Origin of the sequence: Synechococcus sp. CBW1004 (assembly GCF_015840715.1) — a bacterium.
Classification (GTDB): Bacteria; Cyanobacteriota; Cyanobacteriia; order PCC-6307; family Cyanobiaceae; genus Cyanobium.
Genome location: NZ_CP060397.1, coordinates 3353159 through 3369674, shown reverse-complemented (window position 1 = coordinate 3369674; position 16516 = coordinate 3353159). Strand labels below are relative to the sequence as shown.

The following is a 16516-nucleotide window of genomic DNA, read 5'->3' as shown; positions in this document are numbered from 1 at the left end:
CAAGTTACCGGAAAACGCCCGGTCGTCCCTCCTTCCATGGGAATCAGGGGGAGATGGCACGCACGGGCTGGCCATGGCGGAGGTTCTGCTGATTGGAGGTGATCACCTCCGCGCCTTCCGGCAATCCTTGGAGCACCGGATACCAGCCCCCCTGCAGAGGACCGAGCTGCACCGGAGTCTGAAGGGCGAAGCGGGTCTGGCGGGGAAGCCTGGCCGCCTTGGCCAGATCGCTGCGGCCCGGACGGCGACGCAGCGCCTCCAGATCACCGAGAACGAACACGAAGCTCTGGCCCCACTGGCGGCTCACGGCCGCAAAGGGCACAGCCGGAGAGGGGCGGTCCTGGAGCACCAGGCGAGCGCGGGTGCGCAGGCCGTCGCGCAGCGCGTCATCCGGGTTGGGGAACTCGGCCTTCACCAGCAGGGTCTGGCTGGCGGGATCGATGCCGGGATCGACCGAGATGACCGGGGCCTGGGCCAGGGGGGCGGCACCGGATGGCTGGAGCAGCTGCAGAGGAAGACCCGGCCGGGTCGCTGCGGAATACACCGCGGGCACCTCCATCCGCGCCAGGAGGCGGTCATTGCGGATGATGCTGGTGAACGGGGCTCCGGCCTGGATCAGATCGCCTTGCTTCACCGTCAGATCGGCCACGGTTCCATCGATCGGGGCACGCAGGTGGCGGAAGGCGAGATCGGCGCGGCGTGCCGCCAGCTCCTCCCTCGCCGCCACGTAACGCTGCCGGAAGTCATCCCGCTGGAAGGGGGTGGCAGCCCCCTGACGCACCAGCACCTCGAAGCGGCGGTAATTGAGCAGGTTGGTCTCCATCTCCGAACGCAGCCGCACCACGTCGGCGCGGGCCTGGGCCTGATCAAGCACCAGCAACAGCTGGCCTCGCCGCACCCGGTCACCCTGCCGCACCAGCAGCCGCTCGATGCGCCCCCCGGCCTGGGCCGCCAGGGAAACCTCCTGCAGCGCCTCTAGGGTGGCGATGCCCGCCACGGTCTGGGAGAAGCTCCTGGAATTCACCTCGGAGCTGCGCACCGACGGCAGCCGTTCGCCCGGAGGCGGTGTCGGGGAACAGGCCGTGATCAGCCCGGCCAGGAGCAGCGCCGGCGGCAGAGCCATCGCCGGGAAGCGAACGCTGCGAGCAACCACCGAACGCCTGAAGCACAGGCCCGATGATGGCACCGTCAGCGCGGCACTGTGTCGTCGCTGCGCGCGACGCCGCGGCCCCCGTGATCGAGGCGCCAGCAAGGCCGATAGCCCGCTGTCGGTCGAGCCTCCGCATCCGCAATCCCTCCGGGCCTTGAGCGACCTGTTCAGCCACAACCGCGAGCAGACCCTGCGGCGGATCGCGCCACTGGCGGACCGGCTCAGGCCCACCACCCTGGAGGACTTCGTCGGCCAGGAGGCGATCCTCGGTCCGGGGCGACTGCTGCGGCGTGCCATCGCCGCCGACCGGGTCGGCAACCTGATCCTGTACGGACCGCCTGGCACGGGCAAGACCACCCTGGCGCGGATCATCGCCCACAGCACGCGCGCGCACTTCAGCAGCCTCAACGCCGTGCTGGCCGGGGTCAAGGAGCTGCGCAGCGAGGTCGAAGCGGCACGCAGCCGACTGGCGCAGCACGGGCTGCGCACGATCCTGTTCATCGACGAGGTGCATCGCTTCAACGCCGCCCAGCAGGACGCGCTGCTGCCCTGGGTGGAGAACGGCACCGTGACGCTGATCGGCGCCACCACCGAAAACCCGTTCTTCGAGGTCAACAAGGCGCTGGTGAGCCGCTCGCGCCTGTTCCGGCTGCAGCCCTTGGAACGACCCGACCTGGAGAAGCTGCTGCAGCGAGCCCTGCGGGATGCGGAGCAGGGCTACGGCGCGCGGCGCGTCGTCCTCGATCCGGATGCGGGCGAACACCTGCTCAACGTGGCCGGAGGCGACGCCCGCAGCCTGCTCAACGCCCTGGAACTGGCGGTGGAGACGACGCCACCCCGCCCGGATGGCGCCATCACGATCGATCTGGCGATTGCCGAGGACTCGATCCAGCAACGGGCCGTTCTGTACGACAAGCAGGGCGATGCCCACTTCGACACGATCAGCGCCTTCATCAAGTCGATCCGCGGCTCCGACCCCGACGCGGCCCTGTTCTGGCTGGCCCGGATGATCGAGGCCGGCGAGAATCCGCGCTTCATCCTGCGCCGCCTGCTGATCAGCGCCGGCGAAGACATCGGCCTGGCCGATCCCCAGGCGATGGTGGTGGTGGAGGCCTGCGCCAGCGCCTTCGAGCGCATCGGCCTGCCGGAGGGGCTCTATGCACTGGCCCAGGCGACCCTGTACCTGGCCGCCACCGAGAAGAGCAACAGCAGCCTCGGCTTCTTCGATGCGGTCAAGGCGGTGCGCGACACGAACCGCCAGCAGGTGCCGGCCCATCTGCGCGACGCCAACCGCGACGGCAAGGCCTTCGGCGACGGGGTGGGCTACCGCTATCCGCATGCCTACAGCCAGCACTGGGTGGCGCAGCAATATCTGCCCACCGCACTGCAGGGAGAGGTGTTCTGGCAGCCGGGTCCCCTTGGATGGGAGGGCGGCCTGCGGCCCCGGCTGCTGCAGCGTCGGGCCGCCCAGCTGGCGGCCGCGGCAGAGTCGGCCTGCGATCCGCCCGAGCTGCTCAGCAGCGGCCCGGAGGATCCGGTGCTGGCACGGTGGCTGCGCCGCCAGGCGGCGGCTGAGGGGGAGCGGCTCGACCGGTTGCGTCAACGCTTCTGGCAGGAAGCCGCGATCGGCCGGCTGGACCGGGTGCTCGTGCTGGAGGCCCGTTCCCTGCTCTGGGCCCTGGATCCTCTCGAGGCCGCCGCCGAGGGTGAGGTGGTGCTGGCCGTGGGAGACACGGCTGAGCGCGACCGGATCGAAGCCCAGCTGCAGCTGCTTGAACCGCTCCGGCGCCCGCGGCTGCTGCTGGCGGATCGGCAACGCCCGATGGATCTGGCAGAGCAGCTGGAGCCTGACATCAGGTTCGAGTGGGTGGCCGCGCGCCAACCCTTCCGCGACCTCAGTCCCGGCCAGCTGGAGGCGCTCCTCGACTCCCTTGAACAGCGCTGCAGCCCCGGGGCCCAGGCCCGCTTCCTGTTCAGCGATCCCCTGCTGGGACCGCTCGGCAGCCTGCTGGCTGCGGTGCCCGAGGCCGCCCAGGCGCTGCAGCCGCAGGCGACACTGAGCGCGGTGCTGGAGATGGAACGCCTGCAGCAGCTGCAGCGCGTGGGGTGCTCCGAGGCGGTGGCCGAGGGGCTGAGCCAGCGGGGCTGGCAACTGGAGCACGAAAGCTGGGAGGAAGCCCTGAGCCTCACGCTTGCGGATGGCCTGCTGCAACGCTGGTTCGGCCCTGGCGGCGACTACCGCCAGCGGCTGGAGAGCGGGCTGGAAGCCGCGGCGCTCACCAAGGTGGAGCAGCTGTTCCGCCGCCACCGGGGGGTCGCCCTGCCCCAGCCCCTGCGGCATCTGCTGCTGCGGGGACGCCGCATTGGCGCGGCGGATCCGGCCGGAGCGGAGCGCCGAAAACGCCGGCCGGGCCCCCGCTCCTCCCGCCGCCCGGCAGCGGAAGCACACGACAGCGGGTGCCCATAAAAAAGCCCCGGCAATGCCGGGGCCCGGAACAGAGGAGCGGACCCTGAGGGTCCGGCGAAATCACCAGAGACCGCGGATGGGCTCGGCCATCGGGGCCGGAGCCGGAGCGGGGGCGACGGTGCGCACCTGGGCCACGGGATCGGCCATCTGATTGGCCTGGATGCAGGCAGGCAGGAAGACGTACCAGGAGAGCAGCGAGGTGCACTGGGCGGTGCCTTCCTGGCAGCGACCCTCGGCACAGATGTTCTGCGCACCGGTGTAGGTGTTGCAGAAATCGGCAAGACGGAAGTCGGTCGGCAGGGCACGCATGATCGTGGCCGAGGAGATGACGCCGTCAGCGGCATCGGCAATGATCGCCGAGCGCAGAGCCTGAACCGCGTAGGTGTTCATGCTCCAGTACGGGAAGTAGCTGTTGGTGGCGTTCTTGAGAAACTTCACGCCAGCATCCGAATACAGGAAGCGGGACACACCGACCAGATCGACGTTGTAGGTCTTGGTCATGCCGGTGCGGATCTCATCGGAGGTCCAACCGGAGCGGGCGAGACCGCCGGCGAGGCCACGGTCGGTGACTTCACCGCTGCCCAGGAAGGTGTCGAAGGCGTCCTGGTTGGTGGACCAGACGGCACCACCGGTGTTCCAGCGGACCGGCAGGTTGTTGTCAACGGCAGCCGAAGCGGGAAGAACAGACAAGGAGAGGGCCGATCCCATCGCGAGACCGGCGATCAGACGCTTGAGCACAGGATTGAAGGCACAGGACTTCCCCCGAAACTTAGCGTTCGGCGGCAACCATGACCACATCCGCGACAGGGTTAGCGCATCTAAGCTCTCGGCGCCAGCACCCCGTCTCGTAATGGACCTGAAGATCGGCGATCCCGCCCCTGAGTTCACCCTGCCGGACCAGGACGGGAATCCCGTGAGTCTCAGTTCGCTGCGTGGTCAGCGGGTGGTGATCTACTTTTATCCCAAGGATGACACCCCTGGCTGCACCAAGGAGGCCTGCAACTTCCGCGACCGCTGGGATCGCTTCGAGGCCAACGGCATCCGGGTCCTGGGGATCAGCAAGGACGGCGCCTCCTGCCACGGGAAGTTCATCAGCAAGTACAGCCTTCCCTTCACGCTGCTCACGGATGCCGAACCCTGCCCGGTGGCCGCGGCCTACGGCAGCTACGGCCTCAAGAAGTTCATGGGCCGCGAATACATGGGAATGATGCGCCACAGCTTCGTGATCGATGCGGAGGGAAGCCTCGAATGCATCTACACCAAGGTCAAAGCCGAAACGATGGCCGATCAGGTGCTGGCCGATCTCGGCCTGGCCTGATCCCCCCTGGGGACACCGGCCGCAGAGCCACCAGAGCCCGCAGGGCCAGATCCGGCTCCAGTGCCGCGCTTTCCTCCCCTCCGGCCAGCTGATCCCTCACCAGTGGCAGCAGGTCTGAGGCATCGCCACCGGTGAGCACCAGGCGGCAGCCCGGCAGCTCAGCACGTGCCTGGCGGAACGCCACCGCCACTGCCGCGGCCAGCCCATGGGCCACCCCCACCGCCATGGCTGCGGAGGTGCCGTCCGGCCAGAGCTGCTCCCCCAGAAGGTCTGACCACTCCCCCGCAGAGGGTGCCGCCGGCAGGGCCTGCGTGCCCATAGCCATTGCCAGCTGCTGCAGCCGCCATCCGGCCATCAGCCGCCCCCCTGCGAATCGACCGTCACGGTCGACGCGGGTCAGGCTGAGGACCGTGCCGGCATCGGCCACCAGCACCGCCTCACGACGCTGTCGCCAGGCCAGCCAACCGGCCAGGGCTCTGTCCACCCCCAGCCAGGCGGGCATCGCCTGCAGCGGCACATCAGCCGTCAGCACGCGGCCCGCAGGCTCATCGCACAAGCCGGTGGGGAGATGGCCGACCGCCGCCCAGGCAACAAGGGGAGCCGGCCAGGGTTCCTCGATCGCCACCGCCGCCTCCCGGTGGTGGATGCGCAGCCCGGCATCGGCGGCTTCAGCCCGGTGCCAGCGGCTGTTGCCCACCAGCAACCAGCTGGGAGCCAAGCCGGCCTGGCCAGCCGCGACGCTCAGATGCCCTCGCCCATCAGTCCGGGCAGGTGGATGCCGCACTCCTGCTTGAGACCACCGAAGCGGGTGGCGCGACCACTCACCTCCCCGGTGTCGGGGGCGCTCGAGTGCCAGTCGCCGACGGTGGAATACCCCTGCTCGAACAGCGGATGCTGGGGCAATCCGTGCTCCTGCATGTAGTAATAGACGTCTCGGCTGGTCCAGGAGAGCAGCGGCCTGAGTGCCCAGGAACCGCGCACCGCCTCCAGCAGACGCATTCCCCTGCGGTGATCGGTCTGGCCACCGCGGACCCCGCTGGCCCAGCAGCGCACCCCCAGATCGGCGAAGGCGCGATCGAGGGGCTCCACCTTGCGCAGGCGGTTGTAGAGCTGCAGATCCTCCACACGACCGGATTCCCACAGGCGTCCGTGCAGGGCCTCCATGCGGGCGGGGCTGAGCTCCGACTGGATCACGCGCAGATCGATGCAGAGGCGCTCACGCAGCTGCTCGGAGTAGTGATAAGTCTCCGGAGGCATGTAGCCGGTATCCACCCACAACACCGGGATCGGGGCGAGGCCTTCGCGCTGCGACAGCTGATGGGCCAGATGCAGCAGGACCGCCGACTGAATGCCGAAGCTGGTGGTCATCACCAGCCCATCGGCGAAGGTGCGATGGGCCCAGTGCAGTCGCCCCAGGGCGTCGAGACTCTCCAGTTGCGCCTGCGCCTCCTCGAGCGGCAGGGGCAGATCAGGCGCCGCAACCGGACCGGAACCGGGCCGGCGCTCGGCGGACTGGCTCTGGGATGGTGCGCTCAGCATCGGGCCATCATCACCCCTGGCGGCATCTGCTGCGACGCCTCCGGCTGGGTAGGGTTCGCCCATGGAAGGTGCCTCCGACATCGGCCCCGAGGGCCTGAGCGATCCAACCTGGGAGGCGGACAGCGCGGCACAGGCCGTCGTCATCGTCGGCGGCGGCTTCGGAGGCCTCTACACCGCCCTGGCGCTGTCCCAGCGGCCCGAGCACCCGCCGATCCTCCTGATCGAGCCCAACGAACACTTTCTGTTTCTGCCGCTGCTGTACGAACTGCTGAGCCGTGAGCTGCGGCGGTGGGAGATCGCTCCGCGCTACGACGCGCTGCTGGCCGGCCGCGGCATCGCCCACCTCCGCGATCGCGTCGAAGCCATCGACACCGACCGACGGCAGGTCCACACCCAGGGCGGCCAGACGATTCGCTACGGACGGCTGGTCATCGCCAGCGGCGCGACCACCACCACCTTCGGGGTTCCGGGCGCGGAGCGCCATTGCCAGGGCTTCCGCACGCTCGCCGATGTGGAGCGGCTGCAGAAGCTGCTGGGCAATCTGGCGCGCCATCCCAGGCCGCTCCAGCGCCTTGCCGTGGTCGGCGCCGGCGCCACGGGCGTGGAGCTGGCTTGCAAACTGGCGGATCTGGCCGACGGCAGCGCCGTGATCGAGCTGATCGAACAGGGTCCGGAGCTCCTCCCGCAGAGCCGCTCCTTCAACCGCGAGCAGGCCGCGCTGGCTCTGCAGCGTCGCGATGTCCGCCTGCGCACACACACCGCAGTGGTGGCGGTCGAGGCAGACCGACTGCGCCTGCACCGGACCGATGCGGCGGCGGCCAGCGCTGCCCCGACGCCCCCGCCGGAGGAGGAACTGGTGGTGGCCGCGGTGATCTGGACGGCGGGACTGGCCTTCCGCCCACCGGCGATCACGCCCGCCCCACCGCAGGACGCACGGGGCCGCCTGCGCTGCGAGCCCACCCTGCAGCTGGAGGGACGTCCCGAGGTGTTCGTGATCGGCGACCTGGCCGCGCCGGGCGGCCTGGACGGTCCCTTGCCCAGCTCCGCCCAGGTGGCCTTCCAGCAGGCGCCTCTGCTGGCGGCGAACCTGCTGCGCTCCCTGGCGCAGGAGCCCCTGGAGCCCTTCCGCTGGAACGACCTGGGGGAGATGCTCTCGCTCGGGCGCGGCGAGGCGAGCCTCTGCGGCGCCGGCGTCACCCTGGCGGGGCGGGCGGCCTTCCGGTTGCGGCAGCTCGCCTATCTGAGCCGCATGCCTGGCCTCAGCCACACGCTGCGGGTGGCCGCCGGCTGGCTGGCGGACTGGCGCTGATGCTCGGCATGGTCGGCGCGGAGATCAACCGGCTCGACTGGCCCCGGCCCAGAGCCCTGCTGCTCGATGCCATGGGCACCCTGATCGGCCTGCGGGCCTCGGTGGGCACCACCTACGCGGCGGTGGCGGCGGAGCACGGGTTGCAGCTCGATCCTGTCGCCGTGGATCAGGCCTTCCGAGAGGTCTACCGAGCCGCACCACCTCTGGCCTTCCCGGGCCTGGCCGGGGACGCGCTGGAGCAAGCCGAGCGCGACTGGTGGTCGCAGCGCATCGCCGAGGTGCTCCGCGGCGTCGGCGAGCAGGAGGGAGGCCCAGCCGCGCTGCATCAGCAGCTGTTCGATCTCTATGCCGACCCGCAGCTCTGGCGGGTCTACGACGAGGTGCCGGAGGCCCTGGCCCGGTGGCGCGGGCAGGGGCTGCGCCTAGCGGTGGTCAGCAACTTCGATCAGCGGCTGGAGCGCCTGCTGGAGGCCTTCGATCTGCTGCGCTGGCTGGATGGGGTGATCCTGTCCAGCCGGGCCGGGGCGGCCAAACCCTCAGCGCGCCCCTTCCAGCTCGCCCTCGAACGGCTCGGCCTGGCCCCTCATCAGGCCTGGCATGTCGGCGACAGCCCCGAGGACGAGGCCGGTGCCCGGGCGGCGGGGCTGCCCTGCGTGCTGGTGCGGCGCCCATGAGGCAGGGGGTGCTGGGCGGCCGCACGGTGGGGCTGCGCCCCTCGCAGCGGCGGCAGCTGGAGCGGCTCTGCCACCGGCGCCATCCATCCGAGAGCCTTGCCGATCTGCTCACCCTGCAACGGCTGGGTGAGCAGGCGCGGCAGCTGGAGCTGCCGCTCAGCCTGGTTCTGGATACGCGCGGCCTGTGCCGACTGCTCTGGGTGGGGGATCTCGACAGTTCCGGACGGCTCCGGGATCGGCTCAGCGGCAGCGAACGGCGCAAGGCCGGCGAGCTGCGCCTGATCACCTGCCACGGCAGCGGCCGCCATCCCCAGCTGCAGCCGGGTCCCAGCGAGGCGCTGGTGGCGCTCGATCTGGCCCCCAGCCTGTGGCTGCGCTACAGCCACGACGCGGACGCTGGCGGGCGATGGCCTGCGCGGCTGCTGCGTCCGGGTGATGGCCAGACGCCCTGGCGGGCCGAGGCCGATGGAGACCTGGCCGATCTCTGCGCGCAACCGGCGGACCTGCCCCGGAGCGCAGCCGGCCCGGAGCCCCAGGCCGATCCGGCCGGCGTGGAGCGGGTGCTGCTGCTCTGCCTCAGCGGCGCCGACCCGGGGCAGACGCGGCGGGAGATCGCGGAGCTGGAGGGACTGGTGCGCAGCGCCGGCGGCGAACCGGTGGGCGTGGTCGAGCAGAAGCGCCGGCCTCAGGCGGCGGCCGCCACGATCTGGGGCGAAGGCAAGCTGCGCGAGGCCGCTCTGGAGGCACGGCGGCTGCGGGCGGATCTGGTGGTCACCGACCGGGAGCTGACGCCGGTGCAATCACGGAACCTGGAGCGGCTCCTGGATCTGCCGGTGAGTGACCGCAGCGAGCTCATCCTCGACATCTTTGCCCAGCGGGCAGCCAGTGGTGCCGGCCGCCTACAGGTGGAGCTCGCGCAGCTGCGCTACCGCCTGCCGCGGCTGAGCGGCCGAGGAACCAGCCTCTCGCGCCAGGGCGGCGGCATCGGCACCCGCGGTCCTGGCGAAACCCAGCTGGAGAAGGACCGGCGGGCGATCAGCCGCCGGCTGGAACGCCTGCAGCGGGAGGTGAGCCGCCTGGGGGAACACCGCAGCCGCCTGCGCCAGGGCCGCGGCGGCCTGCCGCGGGTGGCCCTGGTGGGCTACACGAACGCCGGCAAGAGCTCCCTGCTCAACGCCCTGACCAGAGCCCCTGCGTCGGAGGCGGTCCTGGCCGAGGACAAGCTGTTCGCCACCCTCGACCCGACCACCCGCCGGCTGACGCTGCTGGAAGAGCAGCAGCAGCCCCTGCGCACCCTCCTGGTCACGGACACGGTGGGCTTCATCCGCGCCCTGCCGCCCCAGCTGGTGGAAGCCTTCCGCTCCACGATCGAGGAGGCCCTCGACGCTGATGGGCTGCTGCTGGTGGTCGATCTGGCCGATCCGGCCTGGCCCGAGCAGCTGCGCACCGTCCGCAGCATCCTGGCGGACCTGGGCTCCCGGGAACCCCAGCTGGTGATCGGCAACCAGATCGACCGCTGCCCCGCGGGCGAACTGGAGCGGGCGCGCAGCCTCGAACCGGGCATGCTGTTCGTTTCGGCCACCGCCGATCTCGGCCTGCAGAGCCTGCGTCAACGCCTGCTGCAGTGGCCGTTGCAGGCTCCACAAGGCGACACTGCCACGATTGTGGCAGGATCGGCCAGCTGATCTTTTCTTCCCTATGGCGCTGCAGCTTGGTGACACCGTCCCCGACTTCACCCAGGATTCCCAGCTCGGCCCGATCAACCTCTACGACTTCGCTGGTGACAGCTGGGTCGTGCTGTTCTCGCACCCTGCCGATTACACCCCCGTCTGCACCACCGAGCTGGGTGAGGTGGCACGCCTGCGTCCCGAGTGGGAGAAGCGCAATGTCAAGACGATCGCCCTGAGCGTCGATTCCGCCGAGAGCCACAAGGGCTGGATCTGCGACATCAACGAAATCCAGAAGACCACCGTCGACTACCCGATCCTCGCGGATGCCGACAAGAAGGTGAGCGATCTGTACGGGATGATCCATCCCAATTCGCTCAACAACCTCACTGTTCGCTCGGTGTTCATCATCGATCCGAATAAGAAGCTGCGGCTCCAGATCACCTATCCCGCCAGCACCGGCCGCAATTTCAATGAGATCCTGCGCGTCATCGATTCGCTGCAGCTCACCGACAACCACCAGGTCGCCACACCGGTGAACTGGAGGGACGGTGATGACTGCGTCGTGGTGCCCTCGATCCCCACCGAGGAAGCCCGCAGCAAGTTCCCCAAGGGGGTCACCGAGGTGCGGCCCTACCTGCGCATGACCCCCCAGCCCAACCGCTGATCCGGTCGTCGTCGGAACCGCACGGTCCCTGGCCTCGGCGCCCCTGCCTGCCCCCCTCCGGCCCGGCGACAGCGCCGGGCCATCCCCGATCCCCCGACCTGCCCCCGTGTCGAACGCCCGCCCGACCAACCAGTGGTGGCAATGGCAGGGTCATGCCAGGCAGGCCCGCAGCTTCTGTGTGATCGGTGTCGGGCGCTTCGGCAGCGCCGTCTGCCGGGAGCTGGTGTTCCACGGCGCCGAAGTGCTGGCTCTCGACCAGAACCAGCGGGCGATGGACGAGCTGCTCAAGCTCGAACCCAGCATCGAATCACGCCTGCTGGATTGCACCGACGAGGAGGCCCTGCGTGCCGCCGGCGCCCTCGATGTCGACACGGTGGTCGTGGCGATCAGCGAGCCGATCGAGGCCAGCATCACCGCCACCCTGATCGCCAAGGATGCCGAGGGCAGCCGCGTGCAGCAGGTCATCTCCCGCGCCACCAGCGACCTGCACGAAAAGATGCTGCTGCGGGTCGGCGCCGACCGCGTCGTGTTTCCCTCCAAGATGCAGGGCACCCGGCTGGGCCTGGAGCTGATGCGTCCCAATCTCCTGGAGCGCCTGCGTCTTGATGAGCGCAACAGCATCGAGGAGATCAAGGTGCCGGCCAGCTTCGCCGGCCGCTCCCTGCGGGATCTGAACCTGCGCAAACATTTCAGCGTCAGCGTCCTGGCCGCCGGTCCTGCCAACCAGCTGAAGGTGAACCCACCCGCCACCCAGATCCTGCAGGAGGGAGAACTGCTGGTGGTGATGGGCAGCAGCAAGGACCTCGAAGAACTCTCCAATCAGTGAGAAGCAGCTGCGCAGGCTCCCGCCGCCGCCGCGACGACGCCAGGGGAGCCCGCAGTCCCAAGCGACCTGTCGTCTGCGGGCGCGGCTCTGCAGCGATGCGAGCCGACGCCTGGGAACACCCCCATCTGGCGGGAGATCGGGCGGCGGCGCGCCACGCCGCCAGGATCTGGCGTTGAATCGGCCGGAGGCGGCAGAGCGGCGATGCGCGTGTTGGGTCTGATGAGCGGCACCAGCGCCGACGGCGTCGATGCGGTGCTGGCCACCTTCCAGGGACCGGTGGGACGCCCCCGCTGGCGGATTCTGGCCAGCGCCGCCCATCCCTACCCTCGCGATCTGCGCCAGCGGCTGATCCGGGCCGGGCAGGGTGAGCCGCTCGATGCGGCCGCCTGGCTGGAACTCGCTGAGGCCGTCACCGAGGCCCAGGCGGAGGCAGCACGGCTCTGCGACCCGGAAGGCCTGGCGGAGCTGGTGGGCTGCCACGGGCAGACGGTCTGGCACCGGCCCCCCAGCCCCCGGGCAAACGGGGCCAGCTGGCAGCTGTTGCTCGGGCCACTGTTGGCCGAGCGCCTCGGCCGCCCCGTGGTCCACGACTTCCGCGCCGCCGATCTGGCTCTGGGTGGCCAGGGAGCCCCCCTGGTGCCCGCCACCGACGCGGCACTGCTGGGGGGGAGCGGTGGCTGGCGCGCCCTGCTCAACCTGGGGGGCATCGCCAACCTCACCCTGCTGCCGCCGGCCGCCGGCCCCGATCGCCTGACCGCGGTGCGCGGCTGGGACTGCGGACCGGCCAACACCCTGCTGGACCTGGCCTGCCAGCGCTTCAGCCAGGGAAAACAGAGCTTCGATGCCGGCGGCGCCTGGGCGGCCACGGGCCGGGTCGCCGAGCCGCTGATCGAGCGCTGGCTGAGGGAGCCCTACTTCCAGCAGGCCGCTCCCAAGTCCACCGGCCGCGAACTGTTCGGCGCGGCAGACCTGGAGCGCCGACTACGGGATCTGGAGGAGGCCGCGCCCGGCCACAGCCCGGCCGATGCCCTCGCCAGCCTCACCGCCCTGAGCGCGGCGGCCGTGGCCCAGGATCTGGGTCGCGGCATTCTGCCGGTGGAGCTGCTGGTGGCAGGCGGTGGCGCCCGCAACGCCACCTTGATGGGCGAGCTGCGCCGGCGGTGCCGCGGCGTGCGGGTGCGGCCCCTGGCGGAGCTGGGCATCGGCGACGATCAGCGGGAAGCCCTCGCCTTCGCCCTGCTGGCCTGGTGGCACCAGCGCCGCCATCCCGGCTCGCTGCCCTCGGTGACCGGAGCCAGCCGGGCCGCGGTGCTGGGCGTGCGGGCTGAACCGACGCGCTGAAGGATCAGGCCTCATCCGGTGTCCACAGGAACGGACGAGACTCCGATGCCGTTCGACCCGATGACGCATCCGGGCTGACGCATTCGGTATCAGGCCAGGCGCCGGAACGCGTGTCGGCGAGGAATAGCCCGTCTGAGCCCGGGGAGAATGGTCGGACGGAGGAGCATCGTCAGACCGAGGGCCGCTGCAGGCGCACCCGCCGCGGGCCACGGCGCAGGGGACGGGGCACCTGCTGCTGCCTCTGCTCCAGCTCGGCGCGGATCTCAGCCGAAGAGGACGACGGTGTGCCGGGGACAGCTGGATGGAGAGGCTGAGGCGCCGGCAGGGGCGCCGCCGGAGGCACCTCCGTCGCCTGGCCCGCCAGCTGGCGCTCAAGCCGTTCCACCCCCTGCTGAATCAGCACCTTGGCCATGTTGCTGACGGTGCGTGATTCCGCATCTGCCAGAGCCGAGAGACGGGCGCAGAGCTCCTCCGGCAGGACGACCTGAATGCGTGGCGACTTGGGACGCCCGCTCGATGAGGTCTGTCGGGTGGGCACGTCCGGCGGGGCGAAGCCTGGGAGTGACACCGTCCGCGGTGGAACCTCCAGGGCGCCCGGCCCCGGAGGGAAGCGGACAGCGAGGAGCCCCACGGGAGGGATCGGCTATCACCCAGTGTACAGAGACAGTCATGGATAGTATCCAGCACTATGCTGGTGGAACTCCGGGTCGCGGATCCCCTCCCCGCCCCACCACACGGCTCCCCAGCCCTCCTCACCCATGGCCCGTTCGTCTCAGGCCCAGGCCCCCGGCACACACCGCAACAGCGCCGGCCGCAGCACCAGCACCCGTCGCCGCCGCACCGCCGAGCGCAGCGATGTGCTCGGGTCCGCCGTGATCAGCACCTATCTGCTCACCCACCTGCACCACGTCCTGCAGCGGGCCGAGTACGGAGCCCTGCAGGAGGGACACAAGGCCCTGGCCGCCAACTACGCCCAGCTGCGCAAGGTGCTCTGCCTCGATGCCCGCAGCATGGAGGACGCCTCCGCGAGCGGCAGCGAGGAAGCCTGCGGCACCAGCGCCGCTGCCTGAGCCATCCACCTTCCCGAGCCGGGGGCACAGCCCGTTAAGGCCTGCAGCAGCCACGGACAACGGAGGTGATCCGTTCATAGGGTCAGAGGATCCGAGCCGGATCGGGGCCTGCCCCTCCTGCTCAGGCGGGGCCGCTCCCCTGGCGGTCCGCCCTCCCCTTGCGGGTTCACCCCTTCGCCGCCACTCCGCCATGGCCAACGGCAACGCCGCCGAGCTGTACCGGCGCATCAGCGCTGACAACGATCTCACCCAGTCCCTGTTCCGCCAGGCACTGCAGGATCCGACCGGCGCTCTGGCACGCATCGTCGAGATCGGTGCGGGCGAGAATCTGCCGGTGACGGCCGAGGAAGTGCGGGAGCATCTCGGCAGCCTCGATGACGGTGCCACAAGCCAGTGGCTGATCAAGGCCCGCGGCGGTCTCTGACGCCGGGAGCAGGTGCGACTGACGGGTGGGGAGACGACGCTCGGAACCACCGCCCTGGGCCCAGCTGAAGAACAGCCAGTAACTGACGATCGCCAGTCCGGCGGCGACCACGAGAGCGGCAACCTGCTCCAGACGTTTGATCATGGGCGGAGGGGCACGACGGCTCAGTCGCTGATCATCGCCGACACGCCCGCCTGCTCCTCTCGCCCCGGAGAGGCACGCTGCAGGTCAAGGAGAACCGCCCGTGGTGCCGCCAGGTCGGCATCGCCGCTTCCCAGGCCAGGGGAGATGATGCAGCCATCCCTGGTTTCCCGCTCCCGTGCTGCGCCTGGAACGCATCGGCAAGATCTACCCCACCGGGGAGGTGCTGCGCGACGTCACCTGGGAGGTGCGCACGGGGGATCGGATCGGCCTGGTGGGAGTCAACGGGGCGGGCAAATCCACCCAGATGCGCATCCTCGCGGGCCTGGAGGAACCCAGCAGTGGCCAGGTGATCCGCGAGGGCTCCCCCCGCATCGCCTATCTGCAGCAGGAGTTCGACGTCGATCCCAGCCGCACGGTGCGCGAAGAGCTGTTCCAGGCCTTCGGCGAGGCCGCCGAGGTGCTGCGCCGCCAGCGGCAGGTCGAGGAGGAGATGGGCAGCGAGCGGGCCGCCGACGATCCCGACCACCTCGACCGGCTGATCGAGGAGCTGGGCCGGCTGCAGAGCCGCTTTGAGGCCCTGCACGGCTACGAGCTCGACGCCCGCATCGACCGCCTGCTGCCGACGTTGTCGTTCACGCCGGAGGGAGCCGAGCAGCTGGTGGCGAGCTATTCGGGTGGCTGGCAGATGCGGATCGCCCTGGGCAAGATCCTGCTGCAGGAGCCCGATCTGCTGCTGCTCGACGAACCCACCAACCACCTGGATGTCGAGACGATCCAGTGGCTGGAGGACTATCTGGTCGGCCAGACGATCCCGCTGGTGGTGATCAGCCATGACCGCGCCTTCCTCGACCGCGTCTGCAACCAGATCGTGGAGACCGAGCGGGGCGTCTCGCGCAGCTATCTGGGCAACTACAGCCAGCACCTCGAGCAGAAGGAGCTCGAGCGCGAGGCGCGCCAGTCGGCCTACGAGCGCCAGCAGAAGGAGCTGAGCACGCAGCAGGCCTACATCGACCGCTTCCGCGCCAGCGCCACCCGCAGCACCCAGGCCAAGAGCCGCGAAAAGCTGCTGGAGAAGGTGGAGCGGATCGAGGCCCCGATCGAAAGCGTCGCCGGCCCGCGCTTCCAGTTCCCGCCCGCCCCGCGCTGCGGTCGCCAGGTGGCCCTGATCGAGGACATGACCCACGCCTACGGCGATCGCATCCTCTTCCTGGGGGCCAGCCTGGAGGTGGAGCGAGGCGATCGCATCGCCTTCGTGGGCCCGAACGGTGCCGGTAAATCCACTCTGCTGCGGCTGCTGCTGGGGATGGAGCAGCCCGACGAGGGGATCGCACGGCTGGGCGAGCATCACGTGGTGCCCGGCTACTTCGAGCAGAACCAGGCCGAGGCCCTCGACCTCGATCGCCGCGTGATCGACACCCTGTTTGAGGCGGTTCCGGACTGGACGCAGACCCAGGTGCGCTCGCTGCTGGGCAGCCTCGGCTTCAGCAATGACAGCGTCTTCAAGGATGTGGGCCATCTCTCGGGTGGCGAGAAGGCAAGGCTGGCCCTGGCCCTGATGCTGGTGCGCCCCTGCAATCTGCTGGTGCTCGATGAGCCCACCAACCACCTCGATATCCCGGCCAAACAGATGCTCGAAGAGGCGCTGGGTGCCTATGACGGCGCGGCGCTGCTGGTCTCCCACGACCGCTACTTCATTGGCCGGGTGGCCAACAGGATCGTCGAGGTGCGCGATGGCGAGCTGATCCTCTACCGCGGCGATTACGCCTATTACCGCGAGAAGAAGCGTGAGGAGGCCGATGCGGCGCGCGAGGCGGAAGAGCAGCGGCGCCGGGAGGAGCAGAAGCAGGCCAACCGGCTCAAACAACAGGCCCGCACGCAGGCCCGTAAGGCAGCGGCCAAAGCCCAGGCCTCCTGAGCGGG

16 protein-coding genes are annotated in these 16516 nt (G+C 70.1%); 11 read left to right on the top strand and 5 right to left on the bottom strand.

Features of this window, described 5'->3' with window-relative positions:
- Positions 1 to 43: 43 nt before the first annotated feature.
- A complete protein-coding gene (locus tag H8F25_RS16015; protein ID WP_197213999.1) occupies positions 44 to 1123 on the bottom strand; it encodes an efflux RND transporter periplasmic adaptor subunit in 1080 nt (359 codons plus the stop codon).
- Positions 1124 to 1304: 181 nt separating this feature from the next.
- On the opposite strand from H8F25_RS16015, the gene H8F25_RS16010 reads away from it, so the two are divergent.
- Positions 1305 to 3617, top strand: coding sequence for an AAA family ATPase (locus H8F25_RS16010; protein ID WP_197211254.1), 2313 nt, complete (start codon positions 1305 to 1307; stop codon positions 3615 to 3617).
- 60 nt (positions 3618 to 3677) lie between these two features.
- Here the strand turns inward: H8F25_RS16010 and H8F25_RS16005 are convergent, their stop codons facing one another.
- Positions 3678 to 4355 carry an alpha/beta hydrolase gene (locus H8F25_RS16005; RefSeq protein WP_370525767.1) on the bottom strand — a complete coding sequence of 226 codons (678 nt, stop codon included), beginning with the start codon at positions 4353 to 4355 and terminating at the stop codon, positions 3678 to 3680.
- Between the two features lie 112 nt (positions 4356 to 4467).
- Here H8F25_RS16005 and bcp point away from each other — a divergent pair, with 112 nt between their 5' ends.
- Positions 4468 to 4935 carry a thioredoxin-dependent thiol peroxidase gene (bcp, locus tag H8F25_RS16000; RefSeq protein ID WP_197211252.1) on the top strand — a complete coding sequence of 156 codons (468 nt, stop codon included), beginning with the start codon at positions 4468 to 4470 and terminating at the stop codon, positions 4933 to 4935.
- Here bcp and H8F25_RS15995 read toward each other — a convergent pair.
- Together H8F25_RS15995 and H8F25_RS15990 are read right to left on the bottom strand one after the other, a co-directional pair.
- Entirely contained in the window at positions 4883 to 5653 is a 771-nt protein-coding gene (locus H8F25_RS15995; RefSeq protein WP_197211251.1) for a type III pantothenate kinase, read from the bottom strand. The genes bcp and H8F25_RS15995 overlap by 53 nt on opposite strands.
- 23 nt (positions 5654 to 5676) lie before the next feature.
- Positions 5677 to 6537 (bottom strand): phosphoadenylyl-sulfate reductase, encoded by an 861-nt coding sequence (locus tag H8F25_RS15990; RefSeq protein WP_370525766.1) that lies wholly within the window; start codon positions 6535 to 6537, stop codon positions 5677 to 5679.
- Between H8F25_RS15990 and H8F25_RS15985 the strand changes: the two genes are divergently transcribed.
- From H8F25_RS15985 to H8F25_RS15960, 6 genes are all read left to right on the top strand, one after another.
- A complete protein-coding gene (locus H8F25_RS15985) occupies positions 6536 to 7783 on the top strand; it encodes an NAD(P)/FAD-dependent oxidoreductase (RefSeq protein ID WP_197211250.1) in 1248 nt (415 codons plus the stop codon). The genes H8F25_RS15990 and H8F25_RS15985 overlap by 2 nt on opposite strands.
- Positions 7784 to 7791: 8 nt before the next feature.
- Positions 7792 to 8457, top strand: a complete 666-nt coding sequence (locus H8F25_RS15980) for an HAD-IA family hydrolase (protein WP_197211249.1) — start codon at positions 7792 to 7794, stop codon at positions 8455 to 8457.
- On the top strand, positions 8454 to 10142 hold the full coding sequence (gene hflX / locus H8F25_RS15975) for a GTPase HflX (protein ID WP_197211248.1): 1689 nt from the start codon (positions 8454 to 8456) through the stop codon (positions 10140 to 10142). Before H8F25_RS15980 ends, hflX begins: the two co-directional genes overlap by 4 nt.
- A 13-nt stretch (positions 10143 to 10155) precedes the next feature.
- Positions 10156 to 10791: a peroxiredoxin gene (locus H8F25_RS15970; protein WP_197211247.1), complete on the top strand. Its 636-nt coding sequence runs from the start codon at positions 10156 to 10158 to the stop codon at positions 10789 to 10791.
- Positions 10792 to 10897: 106 nt separating this feature from the next.
- Positions 10898 to 11617: a TrkA family potassium uptake protein gene (locus tag H8F25_RS15965; RefSeq protein ID WP_197211246.1), complete on the top strand. Its 720-nt coding sequence runs from the start codon at positions 10898 to 10900 to the stop codon at positions 11615 to 11617.
- 201 nt (positions 11618 to 11818) lie between these two features.
- Entirely contained in the window at positions 11819 to 12958 is a 1140-nt protein-coding gene (locus H8F25_RS15960) for an anhydro-N-acetylmuramic acid kinase (RefSeq protein ID WP_197211245.1), read from the top strand.
- 169 nt (positions 12959 to 13127) lie between these two features.
- Here H8F25_RS15960 and H8F25_RS15955 read toward each other — a convergent pair whose 3' ends face one another.
- Positions 13128 to 13496 carry a hypothetical protein gene (locus H8F25_RS15955; RefSeq protein WP_197211244.1) on the bottom strand — a complete coding sequence of 123 codons (369 nt, stop codon included), beginning with the start codon at positions 13494 to 13496 and terminating at the stop codon, positions 13128 to 13130.
- A 220-nt stretch (positions 13497 to 13716) separates the two neighbouring features.
- On the opposite strand from H8F25_RS15955, the gene H8F25_RS15950 reads away from it, so the two are divergent.
- From H8F25_RS15950 to H8F25_RS15940, 3 genes are all read left to right on the top strand, one after another.
- The gene (locus H8F25_RS15950; RefSeq protein ID WP_197211243.1) at positions 13717 to 14028 is read left to right on the top strand and encodes a hypothetical protein; all 312 of its coding nucleotides are present in this window, start codon (positions 13717 to 13719) and stop codon (positions 14026 to 14028) included.
- Between the two features lie 190 nt (positions 14029 to 14218).
- Positions 14219 to 14452, top strand: a complete 234-nt coding sequence (locus H8F25_RS15945; protein ID WP_197211242.1) for a hypothetical protein — start codon at positions 14219 to 14221, stop codon at positions 14450 to 14452.
- Positions 14453 to 14771: 319 nt separating this feature from the next.
- Complete coding sequence (locus H8F25_RS15940) at positions 14772 to 16511, top strand: ABC-F family ATP-binding cassette domain-containing protein (RefSeq protein ID WP_197211241.1); 1740 nt, start codon at positions 14772 to 14774, stop codon at positions 16509 to 16511.
- Positions 16512 to 16516: the final 5 nt, after the last annotated feature.

Bases quoted from the DNA above. Each gene is read 5' to 3' on its own strand.
- H8F25_RS15980 (WP_197211249.1), top strand. From the start codon at position 7,792: ATGGTCGGCGCGGAGATCAACCGGCTCGACTGGCCCCGGCCCAGAGCC.
- bcp (WP_197211252.1), top strand. From the start codon at position 4,468: ATGGACCTGAAGATCGGCGATCCCGCCCCTGAGTTCACCCTGCCGGAC.
- H8F25_RS16015 (WP_197213999.1), bottom strand. From the start codon at position 1,123: ATGGCTCTGCCGCCGGCGCTGCTCCTGGCCGGGCTGATCACGGCCTGT.
- H8F25_RS15985 (WP_197211250.1), top strand. From the start codon at position 6,536: ATGGAAGGTGCCTCCGACATCGGCCCCGAGGGCCTGAGCGATCCAACC.
- H8F25_RS15960 (WP_197211245.1), top strand. From the start codon at position 11,819: ATGCGCGTGTTGGGTCTGATGAGCGGCACCAGCGCCGACGGCGTCGAT.
- H8F25_RS15970 (WP_197211247.1), top strand. From the start codon at position 10,156: ATGGCGCTGCAGCTTGGTGACACCGTCCCCGACTTCACCCAGGATTCC.
- H8F25_RS15950 (WP_197211243.1), top strand. From the start codon at position 13,717: ATGGCCCGTTCGTCTCAGGCCCAGGCCCCCGGCACACACCGCAACAGC.
- H8F25_RS15945 (WP_197211242.1), top strand. From the start codon at position 14,219: ATGGCCAACGGCAACGCCGCCGAGCTGTACCGGCGCATCAGCGCTGAC.
- hflX (WP_197211248.1), top strand. From the start codon at position 8,454: ATGAGGCAGGGGGTGCTGGGCGGCCGCACGGTGGGGCTGCGCCCCTCG.
- H8F25_RS15990 (WP_370525766.1), bottom strand. From the start codon at position 6,537: ATGGGCGAACCCTACCCAGCCGGAGGCGTCGCAGCAGATGCCGCCAGG.